At 63.8% G+C, this 25,521-nt stretch carries 22 protein-coding genes, 1 tRNA gene and 2 pseudogenes; 7 read left to right on the top strand and 18 right to left on the bottom strand.

The features are described 5' to 3' along the window. Positions 1-3: 3 nt before the first annotated feature. The 8 genes and pseudogenes from ACNAOH_RS13265 to ACNAOH_RS13230 all read right to left on the bottom strand — a co-directional run bounded on the left by ACNAOH_RS13265 (position 4) and on the right by ACNAOH_RS13230 (position 7,910). The gene (locus ACNAOH_RS13265) at positions 4-1,557 is read right to left on the bottom strand and encodes a phage tail protein (RefSeq protein ID WP_443972147.1); all 1,554 of its coding nucleotides are present in this window, start codon (positions 1,555-1,557) and stop codon (positions 4-6) included. Between the two features lie 36 nt (positions 1,558-1,593). Further along, positions 1,594-1,863: pseudogene (locus ACNAOH_RS13260) on the bottom strand (DUF6127 family protein); the annotation flags it as partial. Then, the gene (locus ACNAOH_RS13255) at positions 1,860-3,017 is read right to left on the bottom strand and encodes a phage portal protein (protein ID WP_443970623.1); all 1,158 of its coding nucleotides are present in this window, start codon (positions 3,015-3,017) and stop codon (positions 1,860-1,862) included. The pseudogene ACNAOH_RS13260 and the gene ACNAOH_RS13255, both read right to left, overlap by 4 nt. Before the next feature lie 137 nt (positions 3,018-3,154). Continuing rightward, entirely contained in the window at positions 3,155-3,862 is a 708-nt protein-coding gene (locus ACNAOH_RS13250) for an autoinducer binding domain-containing protein (protein WP_443970622.1), read from the bottom strand. A 175-nt stretch (positions 3,863-4,037) separates the two neighbouring features. Further along, positions 4,038-5,250, bottom strand: a pseudogene (locus ACNAOH_RS13245) (DNA-packaging protein); the annotation flags it as partial. A 109-nt stretch (positions 5,251-5,359) separates the two neighbouring features. Then, entirely contained in the window at positions 5,360-5,881 is a 522-nt protein-coding gene (locus tag ACNAOH_RS13240; protein WP_443970621.1) for a hypothetical protein, read from the bottom strand. A 177-nt stretch (positions 5,882-6,058) separates the two neighbouring features. Next, positions 6,059-6,757, bottom strand: a complete 699-nt coding sequence (trmB, locus tag ACNAOH_RS13235) for a tRNA (guanine(46)-N(7))-methyltransferase TrmB (protein WP_443970620.1) — start codon at positions 6,755-6,757, stop codon at positions 6,059-6,061. 211 nt (positions 6,758-6,968) lie between these two features. Continuing rightward, a complete protein-coding gene (locus tag ACNAOH_RS13230; protein ID WP_443970619.1) occupies positions 6,969-7,910 on the bottom strand; it encodes a hypothetical protein in 942 nt (313 codons plus the stop codon). 354 nt (positions 7,911-8,264) lie between these two features. Here ACNAOH_RS13230 and ACNAOH_RS13225 point away from each other — a divergent pair, with 354 nt between their 5' ends. Further along, on the top strand, positions 8,265-8,471 hold the full coding sequence (locus ACNAOH_RS13225) for a hypothetical protein (RefSeq protein ID WP_443970618.1): 207 nt from the start codon (positions 8,265-8,267) through the stop codon (positions 8,469-8,471). Positions 8,472-8,765: 294 nt separating this feature from the next. On the opposite strand, the gene ACNAOH_RS13220 is transcribed toward ACNAOH_RS13225, so the two are convergent. The 5 genes from ACNAOH_RS13220 to ubiA all read right to left on the bottom strand — a co-directional run bounded on the left by ACNAOH_RS13220 (position 8,766) and on the right by ubiA (position 14,253). After that, positions 8,766-9,104 (bottom strand): hypothetical protein, encoded by a 339-nt coding sequence (locus ACNAOH_RS13220; RefSeq protein ID WP_443970617.1) that lies wholly within the window; start codon positions 9,102-9,104, stop codon positions 8,766-8,768. 674 nt (positions 9,105-9,778) lie between these two features. Next, positions 9,779-10,990, bottom strand: a complete 1,212-nt coding sequence (metK, locus tag ACNAOH_RS13215) for a methionine adenosyltransferase (RefSeq protein ID WP_443970616.1) — start codon at positions 10,988-10,990, stop codon at positions 9,779-9,781. 79 nt (positions 10,991-11,069) lie between these two features. After that, positions 11,070-12,686: an apolipoprotein N-acyltransferase gene (lnt, locus tag ACNAOH_RS13210; RefSeq protein WP_443970615.1), complete on the bottom strand. Its 1,617-nt coding sequence runs from the start codon at positions 12,684-12,686 to the stop codon at positions 11,070-11,072. Continuing rightward, positions 12,647-13,288 carry a YqaA family protein gene (locus ACNAOH_RS13205; protein WP_443970614.1) on the bottom strand — a complete coding sequence of 214 codons (642 nt, stop codon included), beginning with the start codon at positions 13,286-13,288 and terminating at the stop codon, positions 12,647-12,649. Before ACNAOH_RS13205 ends, lnt begins: the two co-directional genes overlap by 40 nt. Positions 13,289-13,341: 53 nt before the next feature. Continuing rightward, positions 13,342-14,253 carry a 4-hydroxybenzoate octaprenyltransferase gene (gene ubiA, locus ACNAOH_RS13200; RefSeq protein ID WP_443970613.1) on the bottom strand — a complete coding sequence of 304 codons (912 nt, stop codon included), beginning with the start codon at positions 14,251-14,253 and terminating at the stop codon, positions 13,342-13,344. A 325-nt stretch (positions 14,254-14,578) separates the two neighbouring features. Between ubiA and ACNAOH_RS13195 the strand changes: the two genes are divergently transcribed. Then, on the top strand, positions 14,579-15,580 hold the full coding sequence (locus ACNAOH_RS13195) for an LLM class flavin-dependent oxidoreductase (protein WP_443970612.1): 1,002 nt from the start codon (positions 14,579-14,581) through the stop codon (positions 15,578-15,580). 98 nt (positions 15,581-15,678) lie between these two features. Further along, positions 15,679-16,548 carry a formyltetrahydrofolate deformylase gene (gene purU / locus ACNAOH_RS13190; RefSeq protein WP_443970611.1) on the top strand — a complete coding sequence of 290 codons (870 nt, stop codon included), beginning with the start codon at positions 15,679-15,681 and terminating at the stop codon, positions 16,546-16,548. 15 nt (positions 16,549-16,563) lie between these two features. On the opposite strand, the gene ACNAOH_RS13185 is transcribed toward purU, so the two are convergent. From ACNAOH_RS13185 to ACNAOH_RS13170, 4 genes are read right to left on the bottom strand one after another with little or no spacing between them, the layout of a single operon-like run. Then, entirely contained in the window at positions 16,564-17,304 is a 741-nt protein-coding gene (locus ACNAOH_RS13185; RefSeq protein ID WP_443970610.1) for an alpha/beta fold hydrolase, read from the bottom strand. Between the two features lie 14 nt (positions 17,305-17,318). Continuing rightward, a complete protein-coding gene (locus ACNAOH_RS13180) occupies positions 17,319-17,951 on the bottom strand; it encodes an O-methyltransferase (RefSeq protein ID WP_443970609.1) in 633 nt (210 codons plus the stop codon). Positions 17,952-17,987: 36 nt separating this feature from the next. Next, positions 17,988-19,853: a M1 family metallopeptidase gene (locus ACNAOH_RS13175; RefSeq protein WP_443970608.1), complete on the bottom strand. Its 1,866-nt coding sequence runs from the start codon at positions 19,851-19,853 to the stop codon at positions 17,988-17,990. A 48-nt stretch (positions 19,854-19,901) separates the two neighbouring features. Then, positions 19,902-20,324: a winged helix-turn-helix transcriptional regulator gene (locus ACNAOH_RS13170; RefSeq protein ID WP_443970607.1), complete on the bottom strand. Its 423-nt coding sequence runs from the start codon at positions 20,322-20,324 to the stop codon at positions 19,902-19,904. Between the two features lie 107 nt (positions 20,325-20,431). On the opposite strand from ACNAOH_RS13170, the gene ACNAOH_RS13165 reads away from it, so the two are divergent. The 4 genes from ACNAOH_RS13165 (at position 20,432) to ACNAOH_RS13150 (ending at position 23,748) form a co-directional block, all read left to right on the top strand. Next, positions 20,432-21,175: an SDR family oxidoreductase gene (locus tag ACNAOH_RS13165; RefSeq protein WP_443970606.1), complete on the top strand. Its 744-nt coding sequence runs from the start codon at positions 20,432-20,434 to the stop codon at positions 21,173-21,175. 125 nt (positions 21,176-21,300) lie between these two features. Next, on the top strand, positions 21,301-22,479 hold the full coding sequence (locus ACNAOH_RS13160; RefSeq protein WP_443970605.1) for a LysR family transcriptional regulator: 1,179 nt from the start codon (positions 21,301-21,303) through the stop codon (positions 22,477-22,479). A 114-nt stretch (positions 22,480-22,593) separates the two neighbouring features. Beyond that, a complete protein-coding gene (locus ACNAOH_RS13155) occupies positions 22,594-23,613 on the top strand; it encodes an aldo/keto reductase (protein ID WP_443970604.1) in 1,020 nt (339 codons plus the stop codon). Between the two features lie 58 nt (positions 23,614-23,671). Continuing rightward, a tRNA-Arg gene (locus tag ACNAOH_RS13150) sits at positions 23,672-23,748 on the top strand. Positions 23,749-23,803: 55 nt separating this feature from the next. Here the strand turns inward: ACNAOH_RS13150 and ACNAOH_RS13145 are convergent. Further along, entirely contained in the window at positions 23,804-25,414 is a 1,611-nt protein-coding gene (locus ACNAOH_RS13145; RefSeq protein ID WP_443970603.1) for a sulfotransferase, read from the bottom strand. Positions 25,415-25,521: the final 107 nt, after the last annotated feature.

Here is a 25,521-nt window from a genome sequence, read left to right as displayed (position 1 = left end):
GAGTCAGAGGGGGATGATGAGCGGGCGGCCTTCGCCCCAGGTGCCGATCTGCGTGACGCGAGCCACCGGCGTCGGAAGACCCAGCGCAAGGTCGGCGCTCCGCTCCGCCGCAGAATAGGTCCACATCGGGCCGGACACAGTCGCGGTGCGGAGGGTAAGAGCGCCAGCCTCTATCACGATCCGATAGGCCTCCGTCTCCTCTCCCAGCGGCACATCGGCGCCATCGAGCCAGCGCCAGCCGGCCCGGCTTCGCCTCACCCAGCCGATTTCCAGTCCGCCGTTTGAAAGTTCGCGCAGCGTGCCATGTACAGGCGCGGGAGCGGTCATCGCAGCGCCGGACACCATCAGTGGGGCTGTCGCGGGAACCATGTCGCCCACACCGACTGCGCGAAGGTCGAGAGGATGGCCGCGCGCACTACCGGAGAGATCGACACGGACAAAACGAGACGTATCGACCAGAACGAACGGTTCGTCCGCGCCGTGGCTACTGATGGACCATTCAGTGCCTTGAAGGCCCCGCGCCAGCCGCGAAATGCGAAATTTCCCCACGCCGAGTGGCTCGGCGGAACCGAACTGCAGGAGTTCCTGCCCGATCATGCACAGATTTTCGCCGGCGCGCAGAGCCGCCTCGCTCACACTCCTCAGTATGTCGCCCGGCCGCGCCAGAGAGACGACGAGGGTGGAGATCGTGTCGAACGTGGTCGCGCTTCCCGAAGGCAATGCATCCAGCGCTGTGCCAATGACAGCGCGCTGCGATGCCGCACCGATCGGCCGCGCATTGTCCCCATCCATGCGATATAGCGCAGCCCCTCGCCAGCCCTTCCCCGCTCCCGTGGCTGCGGCGAACACTGCTGGTCTGTCGCCTGCGCCATCTGGATCAGCTGGCAGTTCCACAAGGGCAAGACTGGTGATGCCGATTTCGCGATCCGGGCTGGATACGGCGACACCGGGAGCGCCCGTTCCTTCACCGAGCGGCGTTCCGGTCGAGGCCGGCGAGAGGCTCAGCCGCACAACCATGCCGCTCCACTCGATCCGCTCGATCCGCCACAGGCCCGGCGCGTCCTCCACGCCGACGCAGTCTCCGATGCGCAGATCCAGCGCGCTCCAGCCGAGCGGCACGGTGAGACCCAGCCGCCCCCGCAGCGCAGCGCGCATGCGGTCGTCGGCAAGCGCTCGCGCCGTCCCGGCGTCCAGCGTGGCGGGGAGATCGACCGTCAGGGCAGCGCGCCCGGCGCCCGGTCGTTCCACAGATTGGATACCCGCCTGATAGTCACGCGCAGGGTCATAATAGCGCTGGGCGACCCGCGCCGGCACGTCTTCCAGAGCGCGCCGGGAAAGCTGGAACGGATGAACGGGCTCGTCGTCCCCACGGGCTATCTGATCCCCTGAGGCGATGAAATCACGCTGCCCGCCCCCCCGCACCAGCGTCAATTCGCTCCCGGAGATTTCGCGGTAACGCAGATCGAAGGCCTCCAGGAGCGGTCTCAGCGCCCTGCGCACATCCTGCCCGTCACAGGCGAAGCCCTGAATTCTCCGCAGGGGCTGGCTCGCCTCCATCGTCACCGGCGCTCCAATGGCGGACGCGGCGATGTCCGCGAGGCCGAGCAGCAGCAGCGCGATGCCCAGCCGCACAAGCCAGCCCAGCGCCGCGACCCGCGCCGCCTTCTTGGCGTCCCGCCAGCCGCGCAGCAGATCGCGCAGCTCGTCGATGTCCTGCCCTGCCTTCCGGTCGGAAAGGCCCACGCGCTCGAGCGCCCGCGCCGCACCGGCTTCGCTTGCTTCCTCGATCAGCGCGCGTATCATCACCAGATCGCCGCCTGCGCTTTCGCTCTGCGCGACCAGCATCGCCAGCATCTCGCTCATGGCATGGCTCCTTCGATACCGAGCATCGCTCGTTTTTCATCCGCCGAGAGGAAGTCCACTGCCGCTACTTGCTGCCACAGCGCCGTCCGTTCCTCGGCGAGAGCGGAGACTCGGTTCATGTCGATCGTCAGCGTGAGGCTGGGGAACCAGTCTTTGAGGCCCTGCGACAGCGCACCAAGGATTGTTTCGGTGATCGGCAGGATGGTCTGCCGCCAGAGCGCGCGGTTCGCCTCGCGATAATTGGCGTAGGTACTGTCTCCGGGCAGCCCGACCAGCACCGGCGGCACGCCGAAGGCGAGCGCGATGTCGCGCGCGGCGGCGGCCTTCAGCCCCACGAAGTCCATGTCCGCCGGGGAAAGGCTCAGCGCCTGCCAACTGAGCCCGCCTTCCAGCAGCATCGGCCGACCTGCATTGCCCGCCCCCTGAAACGCGCCTTCCAGCTCTGCCTTCAGACGGTCAAATTGCTCGGCTGAGAGCGCCCCGCCATCACCGCTCTCGTGCACCAGCGCGCCAGACGGTCGCGCGGCATTGTCGAGCAGCGCCTTGTTCCAGCGTGTCGCCGCGTTGTGGATCGCAACGGCGCCCGATGCCGCACCGAGGCAACCGAGACCATAATGGTCGTCGGCCGGATTGAGCGCCTTCACATGAATGATCGCGGTGCGTCCGGCGCCGTCTTCTCCCGGATAACGCGTCGCGCCCTCCCCTGCCCGATAACTATATGCGACCGGCCATCCATGCGCATCGGCATCGATCGTGACGCGCTCGGGCCGCAGCGCATAAAGCTGAGCCGGTCGCCCATCTGCGCCGTGGCCGATCTGGGCATAGCCGTTGCCGTGGAGGAGCAGGTGGCTCGCGAGCGTCTCGATAAGGCTCTGCCCTGCGGAACGCTCCCGCACCAGCGCGACAGCCGCTGTGCTGTCTTCTGCCTGGTCGGCGGTGGCGAGGATCGTGCTGGCACCCGCCCCTTCGCAGATAAGCCGCAGGCACCGGTGTCCCACCGGATTGGCGAGAACCGCGGCCCGCATCTGGGTGGCATAGTCTTGCGGCCAGTCACCCAGACTCGCGCCCAGACCTCCGCCGGCCCAGCTGCTCCACGCACAGCTTAGCGGCGGGCGACCGGCAGCGCCGGCGCCCTTGCGTCCGAACCATTTCATGGGGACGGTCTCCTTATTTGGATCATGTGAATGTCGATGAACGGCGGGCAATCACACACTGCCCAAAGCCGATTACGATTCAGGTCAGGATGAGTCGAAAATGGTGCCGTTTGCAGGCCATCATCACCTGAATCGCACTAAGCAGCGATGAGTCCCATGCCGACGCCTTTTACAGCAGCCGAGGTGCGGTCGGAAACGTCGAGCTTCACGTAGATCCGCCGCATATATGTATCCACCGTGCCCGGCGAGATATCGAGGATCTCCGCGATGACGCTGTTGCTCTTGCCACGCGCCACCCAGTCCAGAATTTCCTTCTCCCGGCTGGACAGCTGGCGGTCGGCGGAAAGTTCGTCGGAGAACATCGCGCACGTCCGCAGATGCGCGGCTTGCGCGACGAACTGCAACAGCGACAGGTTCGATCGGCTGAGGTCGACCTTGCCGGACATATGGCTGATGCCGATGCAGGCATTGCGCAGGTTCGGCCCATACACCGGGAGCGCAATGCCGTCCTGAAAACCCGCGACGACCATAGCCGCATGAAACTCCCGCTCCTCGGGCGTCGTCTCGCTATGCGTCCAGATTTCGCTCCATAGCACCGGTTCTCCATTCGCGATGGCGATGCGCGGGACAATGTCGAGCCGCTGAAAATCGCTCGAGATATAGGCATCCACCGCAGATCGCTCATAGCCATGCTGGATGGGGAGCGTCGCCACCTGGCTCGATCCCTGCCGCATGAGATAATAGCTTGTCGCCCCAAAGCCGTGCCGCGCGAAAAAACGCGTCATCGCCCGCCAGAGAGCTGGCAGGGAATGCGCTTCCGCAATTCGGCTCAGGGTCAGTTCCACAGCCGCTCCAATAGCAACCTGGGATCCGCGGACGCTCTGCTCATACCGCGCCCCGCGCAAGCTTTAATTTCCGGCTCCGGCGGTGGGCACGTCATCATATTGATCCGGCAGGAAGATCGTTCGGCGCCATTCATTACACTTCCGGTTCTTATCGATACGTCATCGGCGCAGCGCCCTACAGACTCCTGAGTCGGGCAGTCGCCCCGCCGCTGAGGAGCAGTTCGGTCACGGCCCACACCAGCGCATCTGCTCTGTCAGGCGAACGCCCCGGCCCTTCATAGCCACCCGCCTGCAGAAGCCCGCACAATTGATCTTCCAGCGCAGGAAAAGCGCCCGCATGTCGCACTCGTCCCCGTTCATAGAGCGCGGCCACCGGCTCGGCCCGCGCAGTCTTACCCCGGCTCGCATGGACAAGCCGAACCGAAGATGCCCGCCCGCCGCCTTGAGGACGGAGCGCACCATTTCCCCGCCATTGTTCGCTTCCGCGATGATCCTGTCCGCCGCCCATCGCGCGGCGACAGCCTCCACTGTCCGCGCCCATTGCTCGGGACGTGCCCGCTCCGCAGTTGCATCCTCCAGCACGAAGGCGTTGGCGTCGCGGTCCAGACCCACTGCCACAATACCGCAGGCGTCACCGCGCGCACTCGCCGAAGGATCGACCCCGACCACGACCCGTACCAGCGGATAAGGCGCCTTATCGGTGCGGGCGCCTCGATCATGTCGCGCGTCCACAGTGCGCCGTCATGGTCGAGCAGCAATTCGCCGTCCAGTTCCTGCCGACCGATCCGCGTGCCCGCATAGTCGCTGGTCATCGCCTCCAGGAAATCCGGGGGCAGTGCGCCGGCATTGTCGACCGTGCGGCCTCGGGTGATGACGACGCCATCCTGCTCGATCAGCCGCTTCACCAGCGGGACGGCGCGCGGAGTGGTCGTCGCCATGGCGCGCGGCATGACGCCAAGCCGCAATCCCATCATCAGATTGTCCCATGTGGCCACACCATTTGGCCAACGACCGATTTCGTCAGCCCAGGCATGGCTGTGCTGCGGGCCACGCAGCGTTTCCGGCTCGACGGCCCCATAGATGATTGCCTTTGCCCCACCGGGCCATATCAGCTGGCGCAGGCTCGGCTGCCAGATCGGCCGCTTTCCGCCCGGCGTGATGGCCAGTAAGCCGCTTTCACCCTCCACCATCACCGCACGCGCGTCATGCAGGCTCGCGCCCACCAGCGCGATCACTGCCGATCCGTCCCGTTCCGTGACCGCCCGCACCCACTCCGCACCCATGCGCGTCTTGCCGAACCCGCGCCCGGCCATCACCAGCCAGAGCCGCCAGTCTCCATCGGGCGGCAACTGCTCCGGCCGTGCGCGGCAGCGCCAGTCTCGTTCGAGCTAGGCACAGCCCTCTTCACCCAGCGTCGTCAGGAGGGCGTCACGTTCCGAGGGCGGCATCGCGGCGATCCGCTCATAGTCCGAGAGGCTCTCGCAGCATTCCCCCGGTTCAGGCGTCATCGGCTTGAGCCGCGCGTGCCGCCTCCGCACGTTTTTGCAGCCGCGCACGCACCTCGTCCATATGGGCGCGGACACGGGCAATCACATCCTCGTCATTGCGCGATTGCGCCATGGCGGCGCGATGTTCGGCCACCTCTTGCTGATGCGAAAGGAAGAGCCGGATCGCCACGGCGTGAGGATAGTCGTGCACCGTCTTGGTCTGTTTTATGGCACCGTTCTGGGCATCATGAACCGTTTCGGTTCGAGTACTACCATCCCGGCTGTCGCGGAGCAGCCTCAGCTCCACTTCGTCATAGGCTTTGTCCAGCGCCGCCCGCCAACTCTGCGCAAACGCCGGATCACGATCTTTCAGAGCATAAGCACCGGTTCGGTCCATCTGCACGGCACGGGCCGCCTCGCTTATGTTCAGCGCTTCACCCAGAACTGCGAGGAAGCGCGCCTTCTTTTCGTTCGTCCACTTCTTACGTGGCAGACGCACTGCGTCGCCACGCGTCGGCGTGCCGCTTGCCATGAACCACCTCTTGCCGGGAGCTGATCGCGTAGCCTTCGTCAGCTACCCCTTCTGGGGAGGCGTCGACTCATTTTGCGACCATGGACTATCTCTGCCAGAGGAGCGTCACGATGTCAAGAGAAATAACCTGTATGGTTATAATCTGCGCTGAAGATGCGTCTGTCGGCCCCACTCGCCTTAGTCCGCGCGACGATAGCGGAAATACCAGACCTCGTGCCCTTGCCGCCGCGCCTTCGCTTCGTAGCGCGTTTGCGGCCATCCACCGGGCCGCCGGAGGAAGTCCTCGGGGGTTTCGGCCAGCCACTCGAAGTCCGCGCGGTCCTTCATCACCATCATCGCCCAGCGCAGATAGACCGGATGATCGGTTCCAAAGCGGAACTCGCCGCCCGGCTTCAGCTTGGCGGCGATGAGGTCCACCGGCCCCTTGTTCATCATGCGCCGCTTGGCATGCCGCGCCTTGGGCCATGGGTCGGGGTGAAGCAGATAGACGAAGCTCAGCGCGCCATCCGGCACCCGCGCCAACACATCCAGCGCATTGCCCATGTGCAGCTTCACATTGGTGAGGTGCTGATCGCGAATATGGCCAAGCGCTCCCACCACCCCGTTTAGGAAGGGCTCGCAGCCGATGAAGCCGTGGTCCGGCAACAAGTCGGCCCGATAGGCCAGATGCTCTCCCGCGCCGAAACCGATCTCGAAGTGCAGCGGGCAATCCTGGCCGAAAAGCGCCTGCGCAGTCACCGGCCCTTCCTCGGGCACGCTGATCGCCGGGAGGAGCGTGTCGACCAGTTCCTGCTGGCCCACGCGTAGCTTGTGTCCGCTTTGCCTGCCGTAGAGGCGGTTGAGCGTGGTCGGATCGCCGGATTTATGCGCTGTCATCGGCTCCGCGCATAGGCATCCAGGGCGAGAGGGGCAAGCATCGCCCGCCCTTGAGCGTATCAGTCTTCAGACCGTTCCGCGCTCCAGGCTGCCGGTCCGGCAAAGAAGGGGGGAACCGGACCGGCACCAATCTCTTAGATCGCCCGGCGCCGAACGCCCAATGAACTCTTGTTCATCATTCCGCTTCCGTAAGGATTGTTGAGCGCCCAAATCACATCGCGGGTGGCCGGCACGGCTTCCCTTCATAGGCCCAGCGATTATCGATGTAGTCGCGCCCGTTCCAGCGCCTCACTGGAAAGCAGAAGCCCGGCCCGCCGATGGAAATGTCCGGCCATCCGCTCACGCCCTTGGTGGCCAGGAACTCGGGAATGCCCACGGACATGTAGAGCTTCTTCCAACTCCCGTTCGCCTGCTGAGAGACGATCGTGAAGCTCTGCCCGGTATTGCCATAGCAGTAACTTCCGCCCTCAATGACGACGGCATCCGGATAGCCGTCCCCGTTGAGATCCTTTATCTGGTCGATCGTGCCGGGCTCATAGACCGAGCCCACGCTCGGATCGTCACAGCCGCTCTCCCAGCCGCGCTTGGTTTTCTTGAAGCCGGCGGCCGTAAAGATCGCCGTGTCGCGGGCGGCGCCTGCGGGCACTGGTCGCGTCACGCCCGGTCCGGGCGGTGGCGGAGCCGCGACTTCGGTGGAATAGCTTGTGCCATTATAGGCGAGCGGCTTGCTCTTGCCGTTGCTTGTCCACACGATGCTGAGCCAACCGCCTTTGTCGCTGCCCACTGCCTGCGCCGTCCCTGTCCAGCCCCCGATGCCGCGCCACTTCGCGCCCTCCTTCACCGCAAGCGAGAAATAGCGCCGGTCCGGGCCGTAGCAGCCACCCGTGTCGCCATCCGTGAAAAGGGCGTCCTTCACCTTGTCGCCATTGATGTCGATGAAGATGATGCGCGGGTTCGCTGGCTTGCCGCAGCGATTTTTGGGGCTCTTGCCGTCGGCGCTGATCGGGAACCCGCCTGCGGCATAAAGCGCCATGGCTTCGGTTCGGCTCATCTGCGGGGTCACCTGCCTTTCCGGCTGGACCTGAGCGTGCGCGGCTATCTGGAGGAGCATCGCGCTCGCGCTCATCCCCAGAGCTAACGTCCGTTTCGCCATCCGCCCCCTCCCCCGACTCGCAAAGCTGCGCGCAGCCTATCATGGATCAACCGGGCGATCATCGCAGGCTTGACGCCCGTTCCGGCCCTTGCCATCTATAGGGCATGTCCGCTCCCGCGACATTTCAGCGCTTCCGCGCGCACGCCGGCCAACTCGCCGCGCGACTCTAGCCCCGGACTCGGCGGTGAGCCGACCGGGTTCGGGATTTGCTCGATCTGATCTGTCGGTAAGCGCCCCGCGCGCGCCGACTTCTCGAACAAGCGGATGCTCCAAATGTCAGTCATTCCCTTCCCGGCGGTTGCCCGCCGACCGCAGCCTGTCACCCCACCCCGACCAAAGCCGGCGCCCGAGCCGATGCGCGAACCTCTGCTGGTCATGCGGCCGGAAGGCTTCTTCTCGCATCGCTTTCGCCTCCATGTCGAGGCGCAGCATCCGGATGGACGCCCGGCCCGCCCCGCGCGCGCCGCCCAGGCACAGCGGGTCGATCTCGACGCTCTGCGGATGACCATGCTGATCGCCGTGCCGTTCCTGCTATACTGGGTCGTGTCTTCCGCACCCTGAGGCCGATGCCGGGGCGTTATGTGCTACAGCGGGGTACGCAGACACGCGGCCGAACACTCTTAACGTCGCTGCGTGTAATGTGCGCTTGGGAAGCTGCTACGCTGCCGGCTTCGACCTAAAGGATTACCAGTGAGTAAAAATCGTGCGCGAACCGAATAGCCCTTCGCGAAGGTCGTCTGGCCCGGTCCCGCGATCACGCGGGCAGAGTGGGATACAGTGGTCGCTGCGAGTAAGAAGGCAAGGCCGCTACATGACGCGCTACGGCTGAATTCCAAGATTTGCAGCAAATGAGATTCACTTGATCAGTCCACGAGATCGGGCTGTTGCCTCGAGAAGATGTTGAAGCATATTCGCATTGCTGACGTCCAAGCGCAAAAGTGGAGGCCAACGTAGCAAATGGTTAGCCGAGGGATGAATATTGAAGGCGTAGCCCGGCAAGCCTCTTAGGGTATTTTCGGGTTGGCGAGTTAGCAAAACTTGGACAAATAAATCCCCGAAACGGAAAGTGATATTTGCGATACCCTTTCGTTCCATTTCTCCATCTTCTTCGACGAGCAAGACGCCCGCAATCTCTTTGTTATACTGAGCAACGATCGGGTCTGGATTATAGTTATAACGGTAAAAGGCAATCAATGTCCCCTCTGGGATACTCCGATCTTTAAAAAAGCTTCTCGTTCACATTTGGAGAATACGTTCTCTCCTACTCTACTTTGATCAGCCACCATGGCCTTTAAACAAAGTATTGAGCTAACAGAGACTGTGCTTCGGTGCTGAGATCTATGGAGCGACGCTCCAAAATAGGTTGGAGCCACGGTCGTACCACTTCTTCCATGCCTGCCATCCAACCATTGCTGCAAGACTCACAAACAGCGTGGATGCGGATAGTTTTGGGAGCCCCTTGGCGTTTCCAACGATCTTTGACGACGGGGTTGTTAAATCCTTCCAGCTTTGACCGGACATGGTCCAAGCCCTCTGGCAATAGCGGCGCTGCCCATTTGGGCCAGACGTGTTCTTTGCTGAGGTTGGAACCTCCGCAGAAACAACACGAACGCTTCCCTCTCTTGAATGCTGGTTTTCCCATCGGTTCACACTCCCCCATGTGCGACTGCAAATTCTTAAAACAAAAAGGGCGAAGGTTTCCCCCCGCCCCATCCTGATCTTTCGCATTAGGTCGGATCGATATTCAGGAGATGGTGCAGCGAAAATGGTAGTTTAACGTGTGACCCGGAGCGCAGCGACCTTTCGGGTCGTGAGCACTGGACGCACGGGAAACCGACATTTGCAGCCCGCCAACTGAATGCCAACCCTCAGGCCAGCGCCGCCTTGAGATCCTCAACCAGATCGGTGCGCTCCCAGGGGAAGAAATCGCCCTCAGCCTTGCGACCGAAGTGACCATAAGCCGCGGTCTTCGCGTAGATCGGCTTGTTTAGGCCCAGATGTGTGCGGATGCCGCGCGGGGTCATGCCGCCCAGCTTCTCGATTTTACCGATGGCCGCCTCGATTGCCGCATCGTCCACCGTGCCGGTGCCGTGGGTATCGACATAGAGTGACAGCGGCTTGGCAACGCCGATCGCATAGGCAAGCTGGATCGTGCAGCGCTTGGCGAGGCCCGCCGCCACGATGTTCTTGGCGAGATAGCGCGTGATGTACGCCGCCGAGCGGTCAACCTTGGTCGGGTCCTTGCCCGAGAACGCGCCGCCGCCATGCGGCGCTGCGCCGCCATAAGTGTCGACGATGATCTTGCGGCCAGTGAGGCCCGCGTCGCCGTCCGGTCCGCCGATCTCGAAGCTGCCGGTCGGGTTGATGTGATAGACGGTCTCGTCGGAGAGCAGCTCGGCAGGCAGAACCTTCGCAATCACGCCCTTCACATAGGCGTGGAGTTCGGCTTCCTTCTCGCCCGCGTCATAGCCCTTGGCGTGCTGAGTGGAGACGACGATTGCCGTCGCGGCGACCGGCTTGCCGTTCGCGAAGCGCAGCGTCACCTGGCTCTTGGTGTCGGGCTCGAGGAACGGCGCGGCACCGGAGTGGCGGTCGGCGGCCATCTGTTCGAGGATCTTGTGGCTGTAGTCCAGCGTCGCGGGCATGAGGTCGGGCGTCTCGTCGCAAGCGAAGCCGAACATGATGCCCTGGTCGCCCGCGCCTTCGTCCTTATTGCCGCTGGCGTCCACGCCCTGCGCAATGTGCGCGGACTGCGGATGGAGGTTGTTCTCGAAGCGCAGCGTCTCCCAGTGGAAGCCGTCCTGCTCATAGCCGATCCGCTTCACGGTATCGCGCACCGCCTTCTCGACCTCTTCCTTCACGCCCGGCGCCCAGTTGCCCTCGGTGTCCATGATGCCACGGCCACGAATCTCGCCGGCCAGGACCACCAGCTGCGTCGTCGTCAGCGTCTCGCACGCAATGCGCGCTTCGGGGTCCTTGGAAAGGAAGAGGTCGACGATCGCGTCGGAAATCTGGTCGGAAACCTTGTCGGGGTGCCCCTCGGACACGCTCTCCGACGTAAAGAGGTAATCGCTGCGCATATGTTCTCCGTGCCTTTGCAAATCATTGCATGGTGGATTGGGCACCGCTGATGTTGCGGAAGCCGATATAAAGATAGGTTTATGTCCGCTTCCCGTAGCCGCTGCCGCGCACGATAGCAATGGCGAGGAGCAGCGATCCGAGCGCCAGCGCGATGGGGAGGATGTTGCCGGTCCGCGCGAAAAGCGTAGGCGCCCGAGCTGCCGGCAGTATCGCCGTGATCGCGCCTGCCTCATGATGTGCAACTGACCCGCGCAGCGCGCCGTCCGCGTCGATGACTGCGGAAATGCCTGTCGGTGTCGAGCGGATGATCGGTATTCCCTCTTCGATCGCGCGCAGCCGCGCCTGCGCCAGATGCTCGGGCGGCCCCCAACTGCCAAACCACGCGTCGTTGGACGGGTTGAAGAGGAAGTCGGGGCGGTGCGCCCTGTCGATTACCTGACCTGAGAAAATAATCTCGTAGCAGATCTGCACGCCCATGTTCAGCGCGGGGCGGCCCGGCGCAGCCGGCAGATCGAGCGTGCGCGGCCCCGGCCCCGGCCAGAAGTCGACATCGCCCGGCACCAGCCGCGAAAGTCCTATAGCGGAAAGCAGCGAGCGCATCGGCAGATATTCGCCATAAGGCACCAGATGCGCCTTGTCGTAGCGGCCCCGCAGCGCCCCTGCCGCGTCCAGCACCCACACGCTGTTATTTGCGCCGCGCAGCCTTTGTCCGGCGTGAGGATTTTCAGGATCCGGACCAAAATAATATTTGTCGCCGCCCAGCAACAACAGGTCGTCCGGCCCCAGCACCGTGGCCAGTCGTGCCCGCCAGACCGGCTCCATGTCGAGGATCGCGGGCACTGCCGCCTCGGGCCAGAAAACGAGGCGCGCGGACCCGGTCGGGGCGCCGGTCAACGCAGCCAGCCGCTGGAAATTCTCCCACTCCAGCTGCGGATCCTGCTTCTCGTTCTGGTTGATGTTGGGCTGGACGACGCGGATCGCCACGGATTGCCCCTCTTCACCGCGCAACGTAGCGCCATGCATCCAGCCGATACCCGCGACCACCGCCAGTTTGATTGCCAGCGCTATCGCAGGACGGCGCTCCCCCATCGCGAAGAGCCAGACAGCTCCCGCCGCTGTCACCGCCGCCATGCCCAGACCGTAAGTCCCGACAAGTCGGGCAACATGGTCGATGCCTGTGCCCACCCAGATGACACCCAGCGGGTTCCAGGCAAAACCGGTAAAGAGGCTCGATCGCAGATATTCAGTGAGCGCCCAGCTCCCCGCAAGCGCCAGAATCAACGCTGTTGGGCGGGACCGCCCGAGCGTCCACGCCAGCAGCACAGCGACTGCCGGGAAAATCGCCAGATAGACAGAGAGCAGCAACACCGCGCCATAGCCGAACCAGTGCGGCATCGAGTCCTGATAGCTGAAGGCGTGGGCGATCCAGTTCAGCCCCACGACAAACTGGCCATAGCCGAACGCATAGCCGCGAATGGCGGCATCTCGCCGCGTGTTTGCCTTCGCCGTCAGCGCCAGCAGCAGCGCATAGGCAATGAGCGTCAACGGCCAGAATCGCAGCGGCGCGAAGCCCGTCGCGGAGACGCCGCCGACGATCAGCAGCGTGAGCGCCGGCCGCGCCGTGGCCGCTGCCCATAGCCGCTGCCCGGCTTTTCTCATCGGTTGCTGATCGTCGCCATGGTCGCGCCTGAGCATTTGTCAGCAGCCGTAGGGCCACCCGTCAGCATGCCGGCCGCGAGCACGCCGCCCACGATAAGCACTACGAAGCCAATGGAAAGAAGAGCGAGATAGCGTTCGATGAACAGCTTGATGGGCGCTCCGAACTTCCAGAACAGCGCGCCGACGAGGACGAACTGGAAGCCGCGCGAAAGGATGCTCGCCCAGATGAAGGTGAAGAGCGAAAGCCCAATAAAGCCCGAGGTCAGCGTGATGAGCTTGAACGGGATCGGCGTCGCGCCTTTGACCAGAATGATCTCCGCGCCATAGTCCCGCAGATAGCAGGCAGCCTTCGGGAAGCTTTCAGTGAGGTGCAGCGCCGAAAGGATCGATTGCCCGAGCGTCGCGAAGAGGAAATGACCGATCGCATAGCCCGCAAGCCCGCCCAAAACGGAAGCCAGCGTGCAAACGATCCCGTAGCGCAGCGCCTTCTCGGGCTTCGCAAGGCACATCAGCCCCAGCAGGGGATGCGGCGGGATCGGGAAGATGCTCGATTCTAGGAAAGAAAAGACGATCAGCCACCATTCGGCGTGACGATGCGCGGCCTTGGCCAGCGTCCATGCATAGAGGCGGTGCAGCATTGTGCGGCGCAATAGCTCCTTTATCGGAGAGGCGCCAGCCGCCTTATGGGCGGTCAACCCGCCCCCACCACCAGGCATGCCGCGAACATCAGCAGCCCGGCAAACCGGTTGGAGCGGAACTTGACGAGCGGGTCCGCGCCGTCTTCCTTCAGTGTGCCAATCTGCCAGCCAAGATGCACAGCGATCGGGAGCAGCGCCGCAAGCGCGATCCCTTCGGGGCGGGTCTGCCAGATCGCTCCGGCCCATAGCGCAATCGCAAGGGCATAGCAGAGCGCGACACCCTCGCGCACATGCGCTCCCATTGTGCGCGCCGAGGAGCCGATGCCGACCATCGCGTCGTCCTCGCGGTCCTGCAGCGCATAAATGGTATCATAGCCAATGCACCAGAAGAGCGCGCCGGCATAGAGCAGCAGTCCCGCCGCGCTCATGCCGCCCGTGATCTCCACCCACCCGACCGGCGCAGCCCAGGTGAAGACCAGCCCCAGCCACGCCTGCGGCCAGCCGGTGATCCGCTTCATGAAGGGATAGGCCGCGACCAGCGCTAGGCTGCTCAGCGCCACGATCTGCGCCTCCCAGCGCAGTTGCAGGAGCACGATGAGGCCGATCGCGCAAAGGACGAGCAGCCATGCCCACGCAGCCTTCAGCGAGACGGCGCCGCTGGCGAGGGGCCGGCTCGCCGTTCGCGCAACGCGTGCATCGAGATCCCGATCGACAATGTCGTTATAGACGCATCCCGCGCCCCGCATGGCGACGGATCCAAGCAGGAACCAGAGCAGCATGGGCCACCGGTCTGGGATTCCTCCGGCAAGCGCGATAGCCCAGGCGCCCGGCCAGAAGAGGAGCCACCAGCCGATTGGCCGGTCGAAGCGCGCCAGCAGCGCAAAGTGACGCAAACCCACAGGCAGCCGAGCGACGAGTCCGCGATGCTGGCTATCAGGTGTAATCTCGACCGGCGGCGACGTCATGGCGTCTCTAGAGACCCATTGGGACAAAATCGCAATATGGCTCACATAGCCGAAGACGGCGCCGACAAGCGACGCCGTCCCCGCAGCCCCCATGCTCGGGGAAACTGTTTTATTCCGTCAGTTTAAGCCCGAGTCTTCGGGCTGGTTGAGGGCAAATAAATATCATCCTCAGGCACAATGCAATAATATGTTAACCACGTTTGTCAGGCACCGCCCTGATTGCGCAGATCGCCCTTCATTTGTTCATTTCAGTCACTTGCCTCACGTGTCCCTGCGGGCGCGCGCCGGGCTTGCAACGACGGGTGAACACCCCCACTTCCCCGATATGACCCGCTTCAGCCTGCTCGATCTCGTCAACGTCACGCAGGGCGAGACGCCTGCCGACGCCATTGCCCGCGTCGGCCCGCTCGCTGCCCATGCCGAGTCGCTCGGCTATCATCGCTATTGGGTGGCAGAGCATCACGGCATGGAAGGGATAGCCGGCGCCGCGACTGCGCTTGTGATTGCTGAAGCAGGGCGCGCGACCCGCAAAATTCGCATCGGCTCGGGCGGCATCATGCTGCCCAATCACAGCCCGCTCGTCATTGCGGAGCAGTTCGGTACACTCGACGCGCTGTTTCCCGGCCGTGTCGATCTGGGCCTGGGTCGCGCGCCCGGTTCGGATCAGCGGGTCGCGCGCGCAATGCGGCGCGATCTCATGCAGGAGGCGGAGGCCTTCCCGCGCAACGTGGCGGAGCTGCGCGCGCATTTCACGGGCGAGCCGGACCTCGGCATCATTGCCGTGCCAGGGCGCGGCACTCAGGTCGAAATGTGGATATTGGGCTCAAGCCTGTTCGGCGCGCAGCTCGCCGCCGCGCTGGGCCTGCCCTATGCTTTCGCATCGCACTTCGCACCGGATGCGCTCGATGAGGCGCTGTATCTCTACCGGCGGGACTTCAGGCCCTCGGCGAGCCTCCGCGAGCCCTATGCCGCTGCCGCATTCAATGTCTTCGCGGCAGACACTCAGGATGAAGCCGAGCTTCTCGCAACCTCGATGCAGCAGAGCTTCGTGGCGCTGCGCACTGGCAATCCCGGCAAACTGCCGCCGCCCGTGCCCTACTATAAGGATAGCCTGCCGGACAATGCGCTGACCATGCTGGAGCATGTGCTGCAGGCAAGCGTCATCGGCACGCGCAATGTCGTGCGTGAGGGGCTCGCGCGCTTCATTGCGCGGACGCAAGCGGACGAAATTATCGTCTCCTGCGCGATGTTCGATTTCGAAGCCCGAAAGCGCTCGCTCAGCATAGCGGCGGAAGCGTTTGCGGAGCTGGCGCAGGTGCCGGCCTGAGCGCACGCGCCGAACGACCTTGAGAAAATTGCGGGACAGCGCCCCCACGCTTCGCTAGGCGACACGGAAAGTCAGCCAAGGCAGGGGATAGGCGCGCAATGACCCACGGGACAGACAGCCCGGTTTTCATCCTGAAGTTCTCGTGCAAGGACAGGCCCGGAATTGTCGCGGCCGTCTCAGGCGCTATCTTTGCACTAGGCGCCAACATCCTGGAATCCCAGCAGTTCGACGATATCGCCCAGGGGCGCTTTTTCATGCGCGTCGTCTTTGCTTCGCCCGCCGCTGATGCCGCGCTCGTCCGCGAGAAGATCGGCGACCTGGCGACACGCTACGCGATGGACTGGACGCTGCGGGATCAGGCCGTGCGGCGCAAAGTCCTCATCCTCGTCTCGAAGTTCGACCACTGCCTTGGCGACCTGCTTTATCGCCAGCGCATCGGCGAGCTCAACATGGAGATCGTCGGAATCATCGGCAATCATCCGCGCGACCTGCTCAACGTCACGCTGATCGGCGATCTGCCCTATCATCATCTCCCGATCACGCCGGACAGCAAGGCGCAGCAGGAAGCTCAGATCAAGCAGATGGTGGTCGACACCGGAGCGGAACTGGTCGTGCTCGCCCGCTATATGCAGATTCTCTCTGACGATCTCGCAGCCTTCCTCTCGGGCCGCTGCATCAACATCCACCACAGCTTTTTGCCCGGCTTCAAGGGTGCTCGCCCTTATCATCAGGCGTTCGATCGGGGCGTAAAGATGATCGGCGCGACGGCGCATTATGTGACGGCGGATCTCGACGAAGGGCCGATCATTCATCAGGATGTCGAGGCGATCAGCCACAGCGATATGCCTGCGGATCTCGTGGCGACAGGCCGGGATATCGAGCGGCGCGTGCTCAGCCACGCCGTCCATCTTCACCTCGCGGATCGGGTGTTGCTCAACGGGAGCAAGACGGTTGTATTCAGGCCTTGAGGAGACCGGTTTCGGCTAGCTGCCGACGCCCGCTGCAGCATCCAGCGCCCGTGCCAACGCATCCGGTGCGGAGAGGAACGGGCTATGATCGGCCTCGATTTCGATCGTTTTGGTGCCCGGCTGACGGGCGATCATGTCCCGCTGGCGGGCGATCGGGATCACGCGGTCCTGTGTGCAGGCGATGTAAGTTCGCGGCACCGGGCCATAACGCTCCGGGGTAAGACGCAATGTCCCCCGACGCGGCGCGTTGGGTTCCGTGACTATCCGCGCCGCCAGCATTTCGGCGTCTGCCTCGGTCGCATTCTGCGCGAACAGTTCCGCAACGTGCTCCCTGTCGAGACAAGTGCCCTCCCCATTCGGTGTCGAGTTCACCAGCGCAGCAAGAGCTGGGTTCGCGAGAAGATGCGCGTCCCAAGCGGAACCCACAGACCCGCCCGGCAGCATCATGGCGCAAAGATAGATGAGGCCCGCTATGGCGTCGGGCGCCTCCTCCGCCGCACGAGAGAGCACCACGCCGCCCCGGCTATGCCCTACGAGCAGGACCGGCTGACCGCTTCGTTGGCGTAACGCGGTGCAGCGCTCCACGGCAAACGCGCTCCAGTCGGCCAGTGTGGGTGCGTCTCCGCCGCCCCCGCCGTTCATGCCCGGCAAGTCCGGCGCATCGACAACATGGCCCATTGCCGAAAGGCGCTGGCCGACAGCATCGAAGGTCCACCCGCCCAGCCAGGCGCCATGAATGAAGACGAAGCCCGCCACCGGTCAACCCGGCCCTAAAGCTTGCCGTTGCCGGCAACCCATTTGATCGAAAGCTCGATCCCGCTCCCCACCGGCAGCAGCGTGCTCTGCATGTCCGGCAAGGCGTGCACCGCCGCACGATAGGCGCGGGCCTGCTCTCGCACATCGGCGGGCTCGATCATGTTATCGGCCGCGATGATTCCTTCGTCCGCAAGGCGCGGATGCAGCACCTTGAGGCAAGGCACGTAAAGCTCTTTCCAGATGTCCAGCAGGACGAGGTCGAACGGCTCCTCGTCCGCCTCTACGATTGCAATGGCGTCCCCCGTCCGGAACTCCACGACACCCTCAAGCCCAGCCCGCGCGAGCATGTCCCGCGCATAGGCCTGCTTATAATCCGCGACATCGACGCTGATGACCTTACCGCCGGTCTGCTGGGCCGCTTCGGCAAGGAACAGCGTCGAGTAGCCGTAGCTTGTCCCCAATTCCAGGATACGGGCGGGACGCTTGGCGAGGATGAGGCTGTGCAGGAACCAGCCCGTTTGCGGGCCAATCGGCAGGAGCATCGTGTCCCGGTCACCAACAGGCTGAGATCCCGGTGGAGCTTCCCGCTCAATCCGCGCTGCATAGTCCGCCAGCACCGCGTCGGCCGCACTGTTCATGAAACCCATGGCTATTCTCCCCATCAATCCGCCACATTGCGCGCATCAGCGCGCCGCGAGCACCCGCTCGATCGAGGCCGCAGTGATCGGATGATAATCGGCTTTGGCTCGCGCGAAGATGCGCTCCGCGATGGGCCGCCCCCAGTCGCCCTGATCCACCAGCGCCTTGTAGACCGGGCGGAGGAACAGCATTCGGCCAATGCGGGGCAGGAATTCCTCGGCCGAGGCCACCGCCGGCTGATAGCGATTGCCCAGCGCCAGGACCAGCCAGGCAGAGCGGACATAGGCGTTGGGTGAGGCCGAGAGACCCATTGTCCGGTCCATCTCCGCCAGGCGCGCTTCGGTCATTTCACGCGGAAGCCCGTTGAGGAAGCGCAGCCATTCCTGCGTGCCCCAGCGCGCATAAGGCAGCGAGGCGATTGCCGCGCCCGCCTTCACTTGCGCGATCGACTGATCGACCTGAGCCAGCGTCTGCGAGCGGACATGCACGGCGTTGTCCGGCAGACCGGGCGCATAAGCCCATTCATCGAGCTTCAGCTTCGCCTCCAGCGCGGCATCTCCTTTGATGAGGTTCGCGCGCAGGTCCGCAAGGAAACCCGCCGTCGTCTGCGGCTGGAAGGCGTGACGGTCGAAATAGGAGCGCAGATAGGCGTCCCAGCGCTCGCGCCCGACTGCCTGCTCGATCGTGCGCAGGAATGTCGAGCCCTTGTCGTAAGCCAGCGAACCGGCATCGTCGCCCGTCTCGCCCCGCAACTTGGTCGATTCCGGCTTCTGGGCAGCCTTGAGATCGCGCTGCATGTCGTCCCAGGTCAGTTCGGCGAGTACCGCCGCCCGCTCCTTGCCGTAAATGCGCTCGTCGATCCGGTTCTCGAAATAAGTTGTGAAACCCTCGTTCAGCCAGCTGTCGGGCCATGTGGCATTGGTCACCAGATTGCCGGACCAGCTATGCGCCAGTTCATGCGCCACCACGTCGATATTGGCCTTGTCGCCAGTGAAGATGGTCGGCGTGAGGAACGTCAGCGTGGGGTTTTCCATCCCGCCATAAGGGAAGCTCGGCGGCAGCACGAGCATATCGTAGCGTCCCCAGCGATAGGGGCCGTAGAGCGCCTCGGCCGCATCCACCATCTTCTCGGTATCGTCGAGCTCGGGCGCGACCTTCGCCAGCGTCACCGGCTCGGCATAAACGCCCGTGCGCGGCCCCAGCGGCTGAAAGGCGAGATCGCCGATCGCGATGGCAATGAGATAGGGTGGCACTGGGTTGTTCATGCGGAAGCGATAGCGCGTCATGCCCTGCCCCGCCGGTTCGCCCTTCGGCGTCAGCCGGTCGCCGCTCATCACAGCGACGAGATCGGACGGAACCGTGATCCGCGCTTCCCATGTCTGGCGAATGCCGGGGCTGTCCTGCGTCGGCACCCAGCTGCGGTTCTCGATCGCCTGCCCCTGGCTGTAGAGAAACGGCTTCCTCTTGCCAGCGGTCAGCTCCGGAGGAAGCCAGCCAAGCGCGCTGGCGTCCGGCTTGGAAGCATAGGTGATGATGATGCGGCGCGCCTTGCCGATCTTCACGGTCAGCGGCGCGCCCTTGTCCGGGTGACTTGCGCCGACACTCCACACCAGCGCCTTCCCGTTCGCGTCGGTGATCTTCGCGATGTCCAGACCCTTGTCGTCGAGGATGATCTCGCTCGCCTGCGGCACGGCAAGAATATCCAGCGTCGCCGTCCCGCGCATGACCTTGGCGGCAAAGTCGGCCGTGAGATCCAGCGCGACATGGGTGACGCGGGCGATACGCGGCTGGGCGTACGTCTGATCGTCGACTGCCTCGGGCGTGGTGAGGATCGGGGCGACGGCAGGCGCCGCGCCCTGAAGGGGGGAAAGGGCGGACAGGCTCAGCAGAGCGGCAAGGGCATAACGCATCGGATCATTTTGGCGGACCCGGCTTTCCGGAGCAAGCGCCGTTCGCCGTCAGCCCGCACTCGCCTTGTGCTGATCGAACGCGCCGCGCGCCTTTTCGACGGCATCGAGATGATCCTCCGCCCATGTCCACACACCGCAAAAGGCTTCGCCCAGACTTTCTCCGAGCGATGTCAGCCGATACTCCACGCGCGGCGGCACGACGGGATGCACCGTCCGCTGCACCAGCCCGTTGCGCTCCATCTGCCGCAGCGTCTGAGTCAGCATTTTCTGGCTCACATCCGGCACCCGCCGGGAGATCTGCGTGAAACGCTGCTCGCCATGATCATGCAACACTTCGATGAGGATCATCGTCCACTTGTCCGCCACCTGCGCGATCAGGTCGTTGACCAGTGCCTCTACGCGCGGGTCGATCTCGTCGTAACGCCCCGGACTGCGATTGAGGTCGTGTGGAGCCGCCGCTTTTGCCACCATCAGCTTACACTCTCTTTCTGGTAAGTATAAATCTTTTGGGTGCCTTCTTTCGATTGGAAAGTTAAAGCGTAAATAGCGGTTCGTCCACTTTCGATGGGAGAAAAGCGATGAAGACCACAGGCAACACCATCCTCATCACCGGCGGCGGATCGGGGATAGGCAGCGAGCTGGCACAGCGCTTTCACGATATGGGGAACAGCGTGATCGTGGCCGGCCGCACCCGCGCCTCCCTTGAGGAGACCATCTCGGGCCGGGCAAACATGCATGCCCTTACGTTCGATGCGAGTACTCCGGAAAGCATCGACGCCTTCGCCGCGGAAGCAGTCAGCCGCTTCCCGGCGATTAACGTCCTCTTCAACAATGCCGGCATCATGGAGCGCGAGGATCTGACCACGCGCGGCAGCACCGACATCGCGGAGCGCACCCTCGTAACCAATCTGCTCGGGCCGATCCGGCTCACCAACGCGTTGATCGACCATCTGAACGGGCAGGACGACGCAGCGATCGTCAATACGACCTCCGGTCTTGCGTTTGTCCCTATGAAGGCGACGCCGAGCTACAGCGCGAGCAAGGCGGCCCTGCATAGCTGGACGATCTCTCTGCGCGAGCAATTACGCGGGAAGGTGGAAGTGATCGAACTCGCTCCGCCGGCCGTTCGCACAGAACTCACCCCCGGTCAGTCCACGCGCGAAGGCTATATGCCGCTCGATGATTATGCGAGCGAAGTCATGGGCCTCTTCCAGCAGGTGCCGACACCTGAAGAGGTCCTTGTGAAGAACGTCCACTTCTTGCGTTTCGCTGAACGGGAGAACCGCTTCGAGCAGGCACTGGCAATGACCTCCGCCTTCTAGGGCGGCGTCCCGCGCCTGAAAGGGCGGGTCCGGGGTTCGCATCACCCCGAGCAAGGCCCGCCCGAGCGCAATTCAGGTTAGGAGGACGTTTGCGGGAGACATAAGCCACTGCTAAGTGTGAACACGTGGCTGTCCTGGCATCTTCTCCCGCGCTTTCGCTCTGGTCGTTCAATCTGCGTCATCTCGCGGCGGTCGCTGCGGTGGTGAACAAGGGGAGCGTATCGGCGGCAGCGGGCACGATCCATCTGACCCAGCCTGCGGTGACGCAGGCCATCGCCCGCGTGGAGAGCCAGTTGGGCATTAAGCTTTTCGAGCGCAGGGCAAATGGAATGAACCCGCTGCCTGTCGCGCATATGTTTGCGGAGCGCATTCAAGCTGCGCTCGCCCTCATCGGCTCGCGCCGCGTCACCACGGCGCAATGGCGCGCTTTCCTCGCCGTGGCATACGCCGGCAGCTACGTCGCGGCGGCAAACCGCACCGGCCTCTCCGAGCCGACCCTGCATCGGGCGATTTCAGATCTCTCGCTCATCATGCGTCGCAGCCTCATCGAACGGCGGGGGCGCGGCATCACGCTTACCGAAGCGGGCCGGCGCATCGCCCGCACCTTCCGACTGGCTCAGGCAGAACTGCAGGCGGGACTCGAGGAGATTGTGGCTCCGCTGGGCGGAACTTCAGGTTACCTCGCGATCGGGGCAATGCCGCTCGCCCGCGCGCGCGTCTTACCGCAGGCCGTTGCGCGATTCAGCGCAGGCGCGCCCTCGGCCGAAATCCGCATCGTGGAAGGGGCGCGCGACGAGCTTGTCGAGCCCCTCCGGGACGGCAGAATCGACCTGATGATCGGGGCACTGCGAAACCCGGCGGCGGACCCCGACGTGGAGCAGCGGCCGCTCTTCACGGACGCGCCGATCATCATCGGACGCGCAGGCCACCCGCTTGCCGGCACCTCGCCGTCTTTCGCATCCATGAGGCGCTATCCGTGGATTGTGGGCGCCAGGGGCACACCTCTGCGCAGCGGGTTTGAGGCGATGTTCGCTGATGCTGCCGTGCCCCTCCCGGAGGTTCCCATAGAGTGCGGATCGGTCATGATGATTCGCGAGATCCTGTTGCAGACCGATTTTCTGACCGTCCTTTCGCCCTATCAGGTCTCGGTGGAGCTTCAGGCGGGCTGGCTTGTGCAGATCGCCGCGTCACCAGAGCGGTTTCACCGCATTATCGGCGTTACCACGCGGACGGGGTGGCGCCCTTCTCCCTCGCAGGCCCGATTTCTGCAGGCATTGGACGAGGCGGCAGAAGAACAGTTGTAAATCAGAATTTTACGACGAGCCGATTGGGCAACATGGACTTGACGTTACGGAAGCGATACCGTTGGAGCATCTATCCCTTTGGTCGCATGGGCGATGGGGAAGAATGAGAAGACTATGCGGAAGAAGTCAGCGACCATCCTGCCCGTGAGAAAGATCGGGCCGCTGTCCGTGTCCGCCATTGGTCTTGGCTGTATGAACCTCAGCCACGCTTATGACCACATACCCGATGAGAAGGACGCCATCCTTCTCCTCAACACTGCTCTTGATGCAGGCGTCACGCTGCTGGACACTGCGGCGATATATGGCGGCGGGGCGAACGAGCGCCTGATCGCCAAAGCGGTCGGTCATCGGCGTCACGAATACACGCTCTCCAGCAAATCCGTGCTCGACCTCATTGACGGCAAGCGCAGGCTGGACGGGCGACCGGAAGCAATCACAGCCTCGCTGGACCGGTCGCTCGAACGGCTCGGCACGGACCACATCGATCTGTTCTACATGCATCGCCTCGACAAGACAGTGCCGATCGAGGAGTCGATGGGGGCGCTCGTCCGGGCAGTCGAAGCCGGCAAGATCGGCGCGATTGGCCTCAGCGAAATGTCTGCCACCACGATCCGACGTGCCCATGCCGTGCATCCCATCGCGGCCGTTCAGTCCGAATATTCCCCGTGGGTGCGCAACCCTGACGTTGCGGTGCTTGAGACTTGCCGCGCGCTGCGTATTGGCTTTGTCGCGTTCTCCCCCGTGGGGCGAGGCTTTCTGACCGGGGCCATGGCCCGCAATGATTTCCCTCCGGGCGACATTCGCCTCACCCTGCCGCGCTTCCAGTCACCGCACTTCCAGCGCAATCTCCCTCTGGCCAAGGCTTTTGCCGCGCTCGCTGCAGGGGCCGGCATCACGCCAGCGCAACTCGCGCTCGCCTGGGTGCTGGCGCGCGGGCCGCATGTCGTTCCCATTCCGGGCACGCGGAGCGTAGAGCACCTGCGCGAAAATCTGTTTGCCGCCACTTTGCGGGTGAGTGCCGAAGTCCTGGCAGAGGTGGATTCGATCTTCACGCCGGGCGCAGTCTTTGGCGCGCGCTATCAGCCCATGATGCAGGCGCAGATCGATACCGAATTGCTTCCTGAAGAACTCTGACGCCCCTTGGCCTTTCCGCTTGGCCATGCCAGACAAAACTGTTAGCGGGATCGCCCACGCACCCATAGCTCAGCTGGATAGAGCGCTGCCCTCCGAAGGCAGAGGCCAGAGGTTCGAATCCTCTTGGGTGCGCCACCTTTTCCACGCATCGCCGAGCTCGTCTGACGAGGCTGATCGACACTGTCCCGCGTCAGAGGATTCCCGCGTCCCGGAAGAGCGCCTGCACGTCGCCCAGATGCGCGGCATAAGCCCGCCACCGCTCGACCGAATCGCGATTGACCGGCCGGCGCACTTGCTGGGCGCTCGGCGTCGCAACCGCACCCGTTCGACCGTAAAAATCGAGGCAGGCGTCATCCCAGGGCAAGCCGCAATGGGCAAGCAGCGCCCGCGTCTCCCCCTCCTGATCCGCCGTCAGTTGCTCGTAGCTCAGTTCCAGTACCCGGCCGGGAAATTGCTTGCGCCAGAAGCCCATCAGCCGGTCGAAAAGGATATAATAGCGCGCCGTGTCCATGAGGTTGTAGGACCAGCCATAGTAGGGCGAGTTGAGCGCAAACAGATGCTTGTAGTTGCTCCATACGCTGTCCAGCGGCTGGCGGCGCAGACAGACGATCTTGGCGTTGGGCAGCGCTCTGGCGATGTGGCCGATGTAGAGGAAATTGAGCGGAAACTTGTCCAGCAGGGCGCGGCCCTCCCGCAGCGCCGCACTGGCGCCCGCCTGCATCCCGGCTTGAGCGATATAGGCCTCGCCCACAGCACGGGGTGAAAGCGCGCTCGCAGCCGAGATCGTCTCCGGGTCCAGCACCAGCCGGGACCGGGTTTGCGACAGGCGCTTTACTGCGAGCGGCATCGCCTGCAACTCGCCAAGGGACGTCACCTGCGGATGCGCATCGAGAATCCGGTCGACCAGAGTCGTGCCGGTGCGCGGCAACCCGGTGACGAAGATCGGCGCCGCATCACTGAAGCCTTCGCCAGTGAAATAGTCCGGACCACTAAAGGCCTGTTCCAGCGCCCCCGCCAGCATGGCGTCCCGCTCATGCGCATAGCCGATCCGCGCCTTGTGCGCGCGATTGGCCGCATCAAGATGGGCGAAAGCAGCGTCGGCCTCGCCCATATCCTCATATTCCTTGGCCGCGGCATAATGCAGCCGGACGAAATCATCATGGTCTCGCGCCTTGGGGATAGCCGCCTCAATCCGGGTGAGGTGATTGGCCTCCCGGGTCTGACGGCGCAGGCCGGCAATGCCATAATGCGCCTGACCGCTGGTGGGCTCACGCGCAATCATCGCCTCATATTGGGTCTCAGCCTCTGCCACCCGGCCGAAGAAACCCAAGCTTGCCGCCAGATTGAAGCGGAAGGCAACGCTATCCGGCCGACCGGCAACAGCCCGTTCAAACAGATCCACCGCCGCGCCGTGGTCGCCAAGGCGCGCTTGCACGCAGCCTATCGTATCTAGCACCAGCGGATCGTCGCTGCCCGCGCGAGTGGCCGCCGCTGCTGCCGCGCGCGCTTCGTCGTCGCGGCGCAGGAGCACGAGCAACCGCGCCTGCTGGGCGAGATATTCGGCATTATCAGGGGCGAGCGCCACAGCGCGCTCGATGCGCCCCAACGCATGATTGACGTGGCCAGTTTCGGAAAGCGCCACGCCAAGAATGAACCAGGCCTCGGCTTCGTTTGGATGGGCTTTTCCCAGGTTTTCGGCGATTCGGGCCGCGCGGGGAAAGTCCCCCTGCTCCAGAGCCGCGCGCGCCTCAGCCCGTGCGCGGGCGATATCGGGCTGCGTCATGTCAGTGGCGATGGTCAAGGACGGGCCACCCCGTCCGATAGCACCGTGATTACCGCGCTCTTCACCATGTCATCCATCCCGGAAAAGTTCGGGCCGATTCTTATCATGGGGAAGAAACTTCGCAA

The organism is Sphingobium sp. CR28, assembly GCF_052327305.1.
Taxonomy (GTDB): domain Bacteria; phylum Pseudomonadota; class Alphaproteobacteria; order Sphingomonadales; family Sphingomonadaceae; genus Sphingobium.
This window is presented reverse-complemented; position numbering and strand designations above follow the sequence as displayed.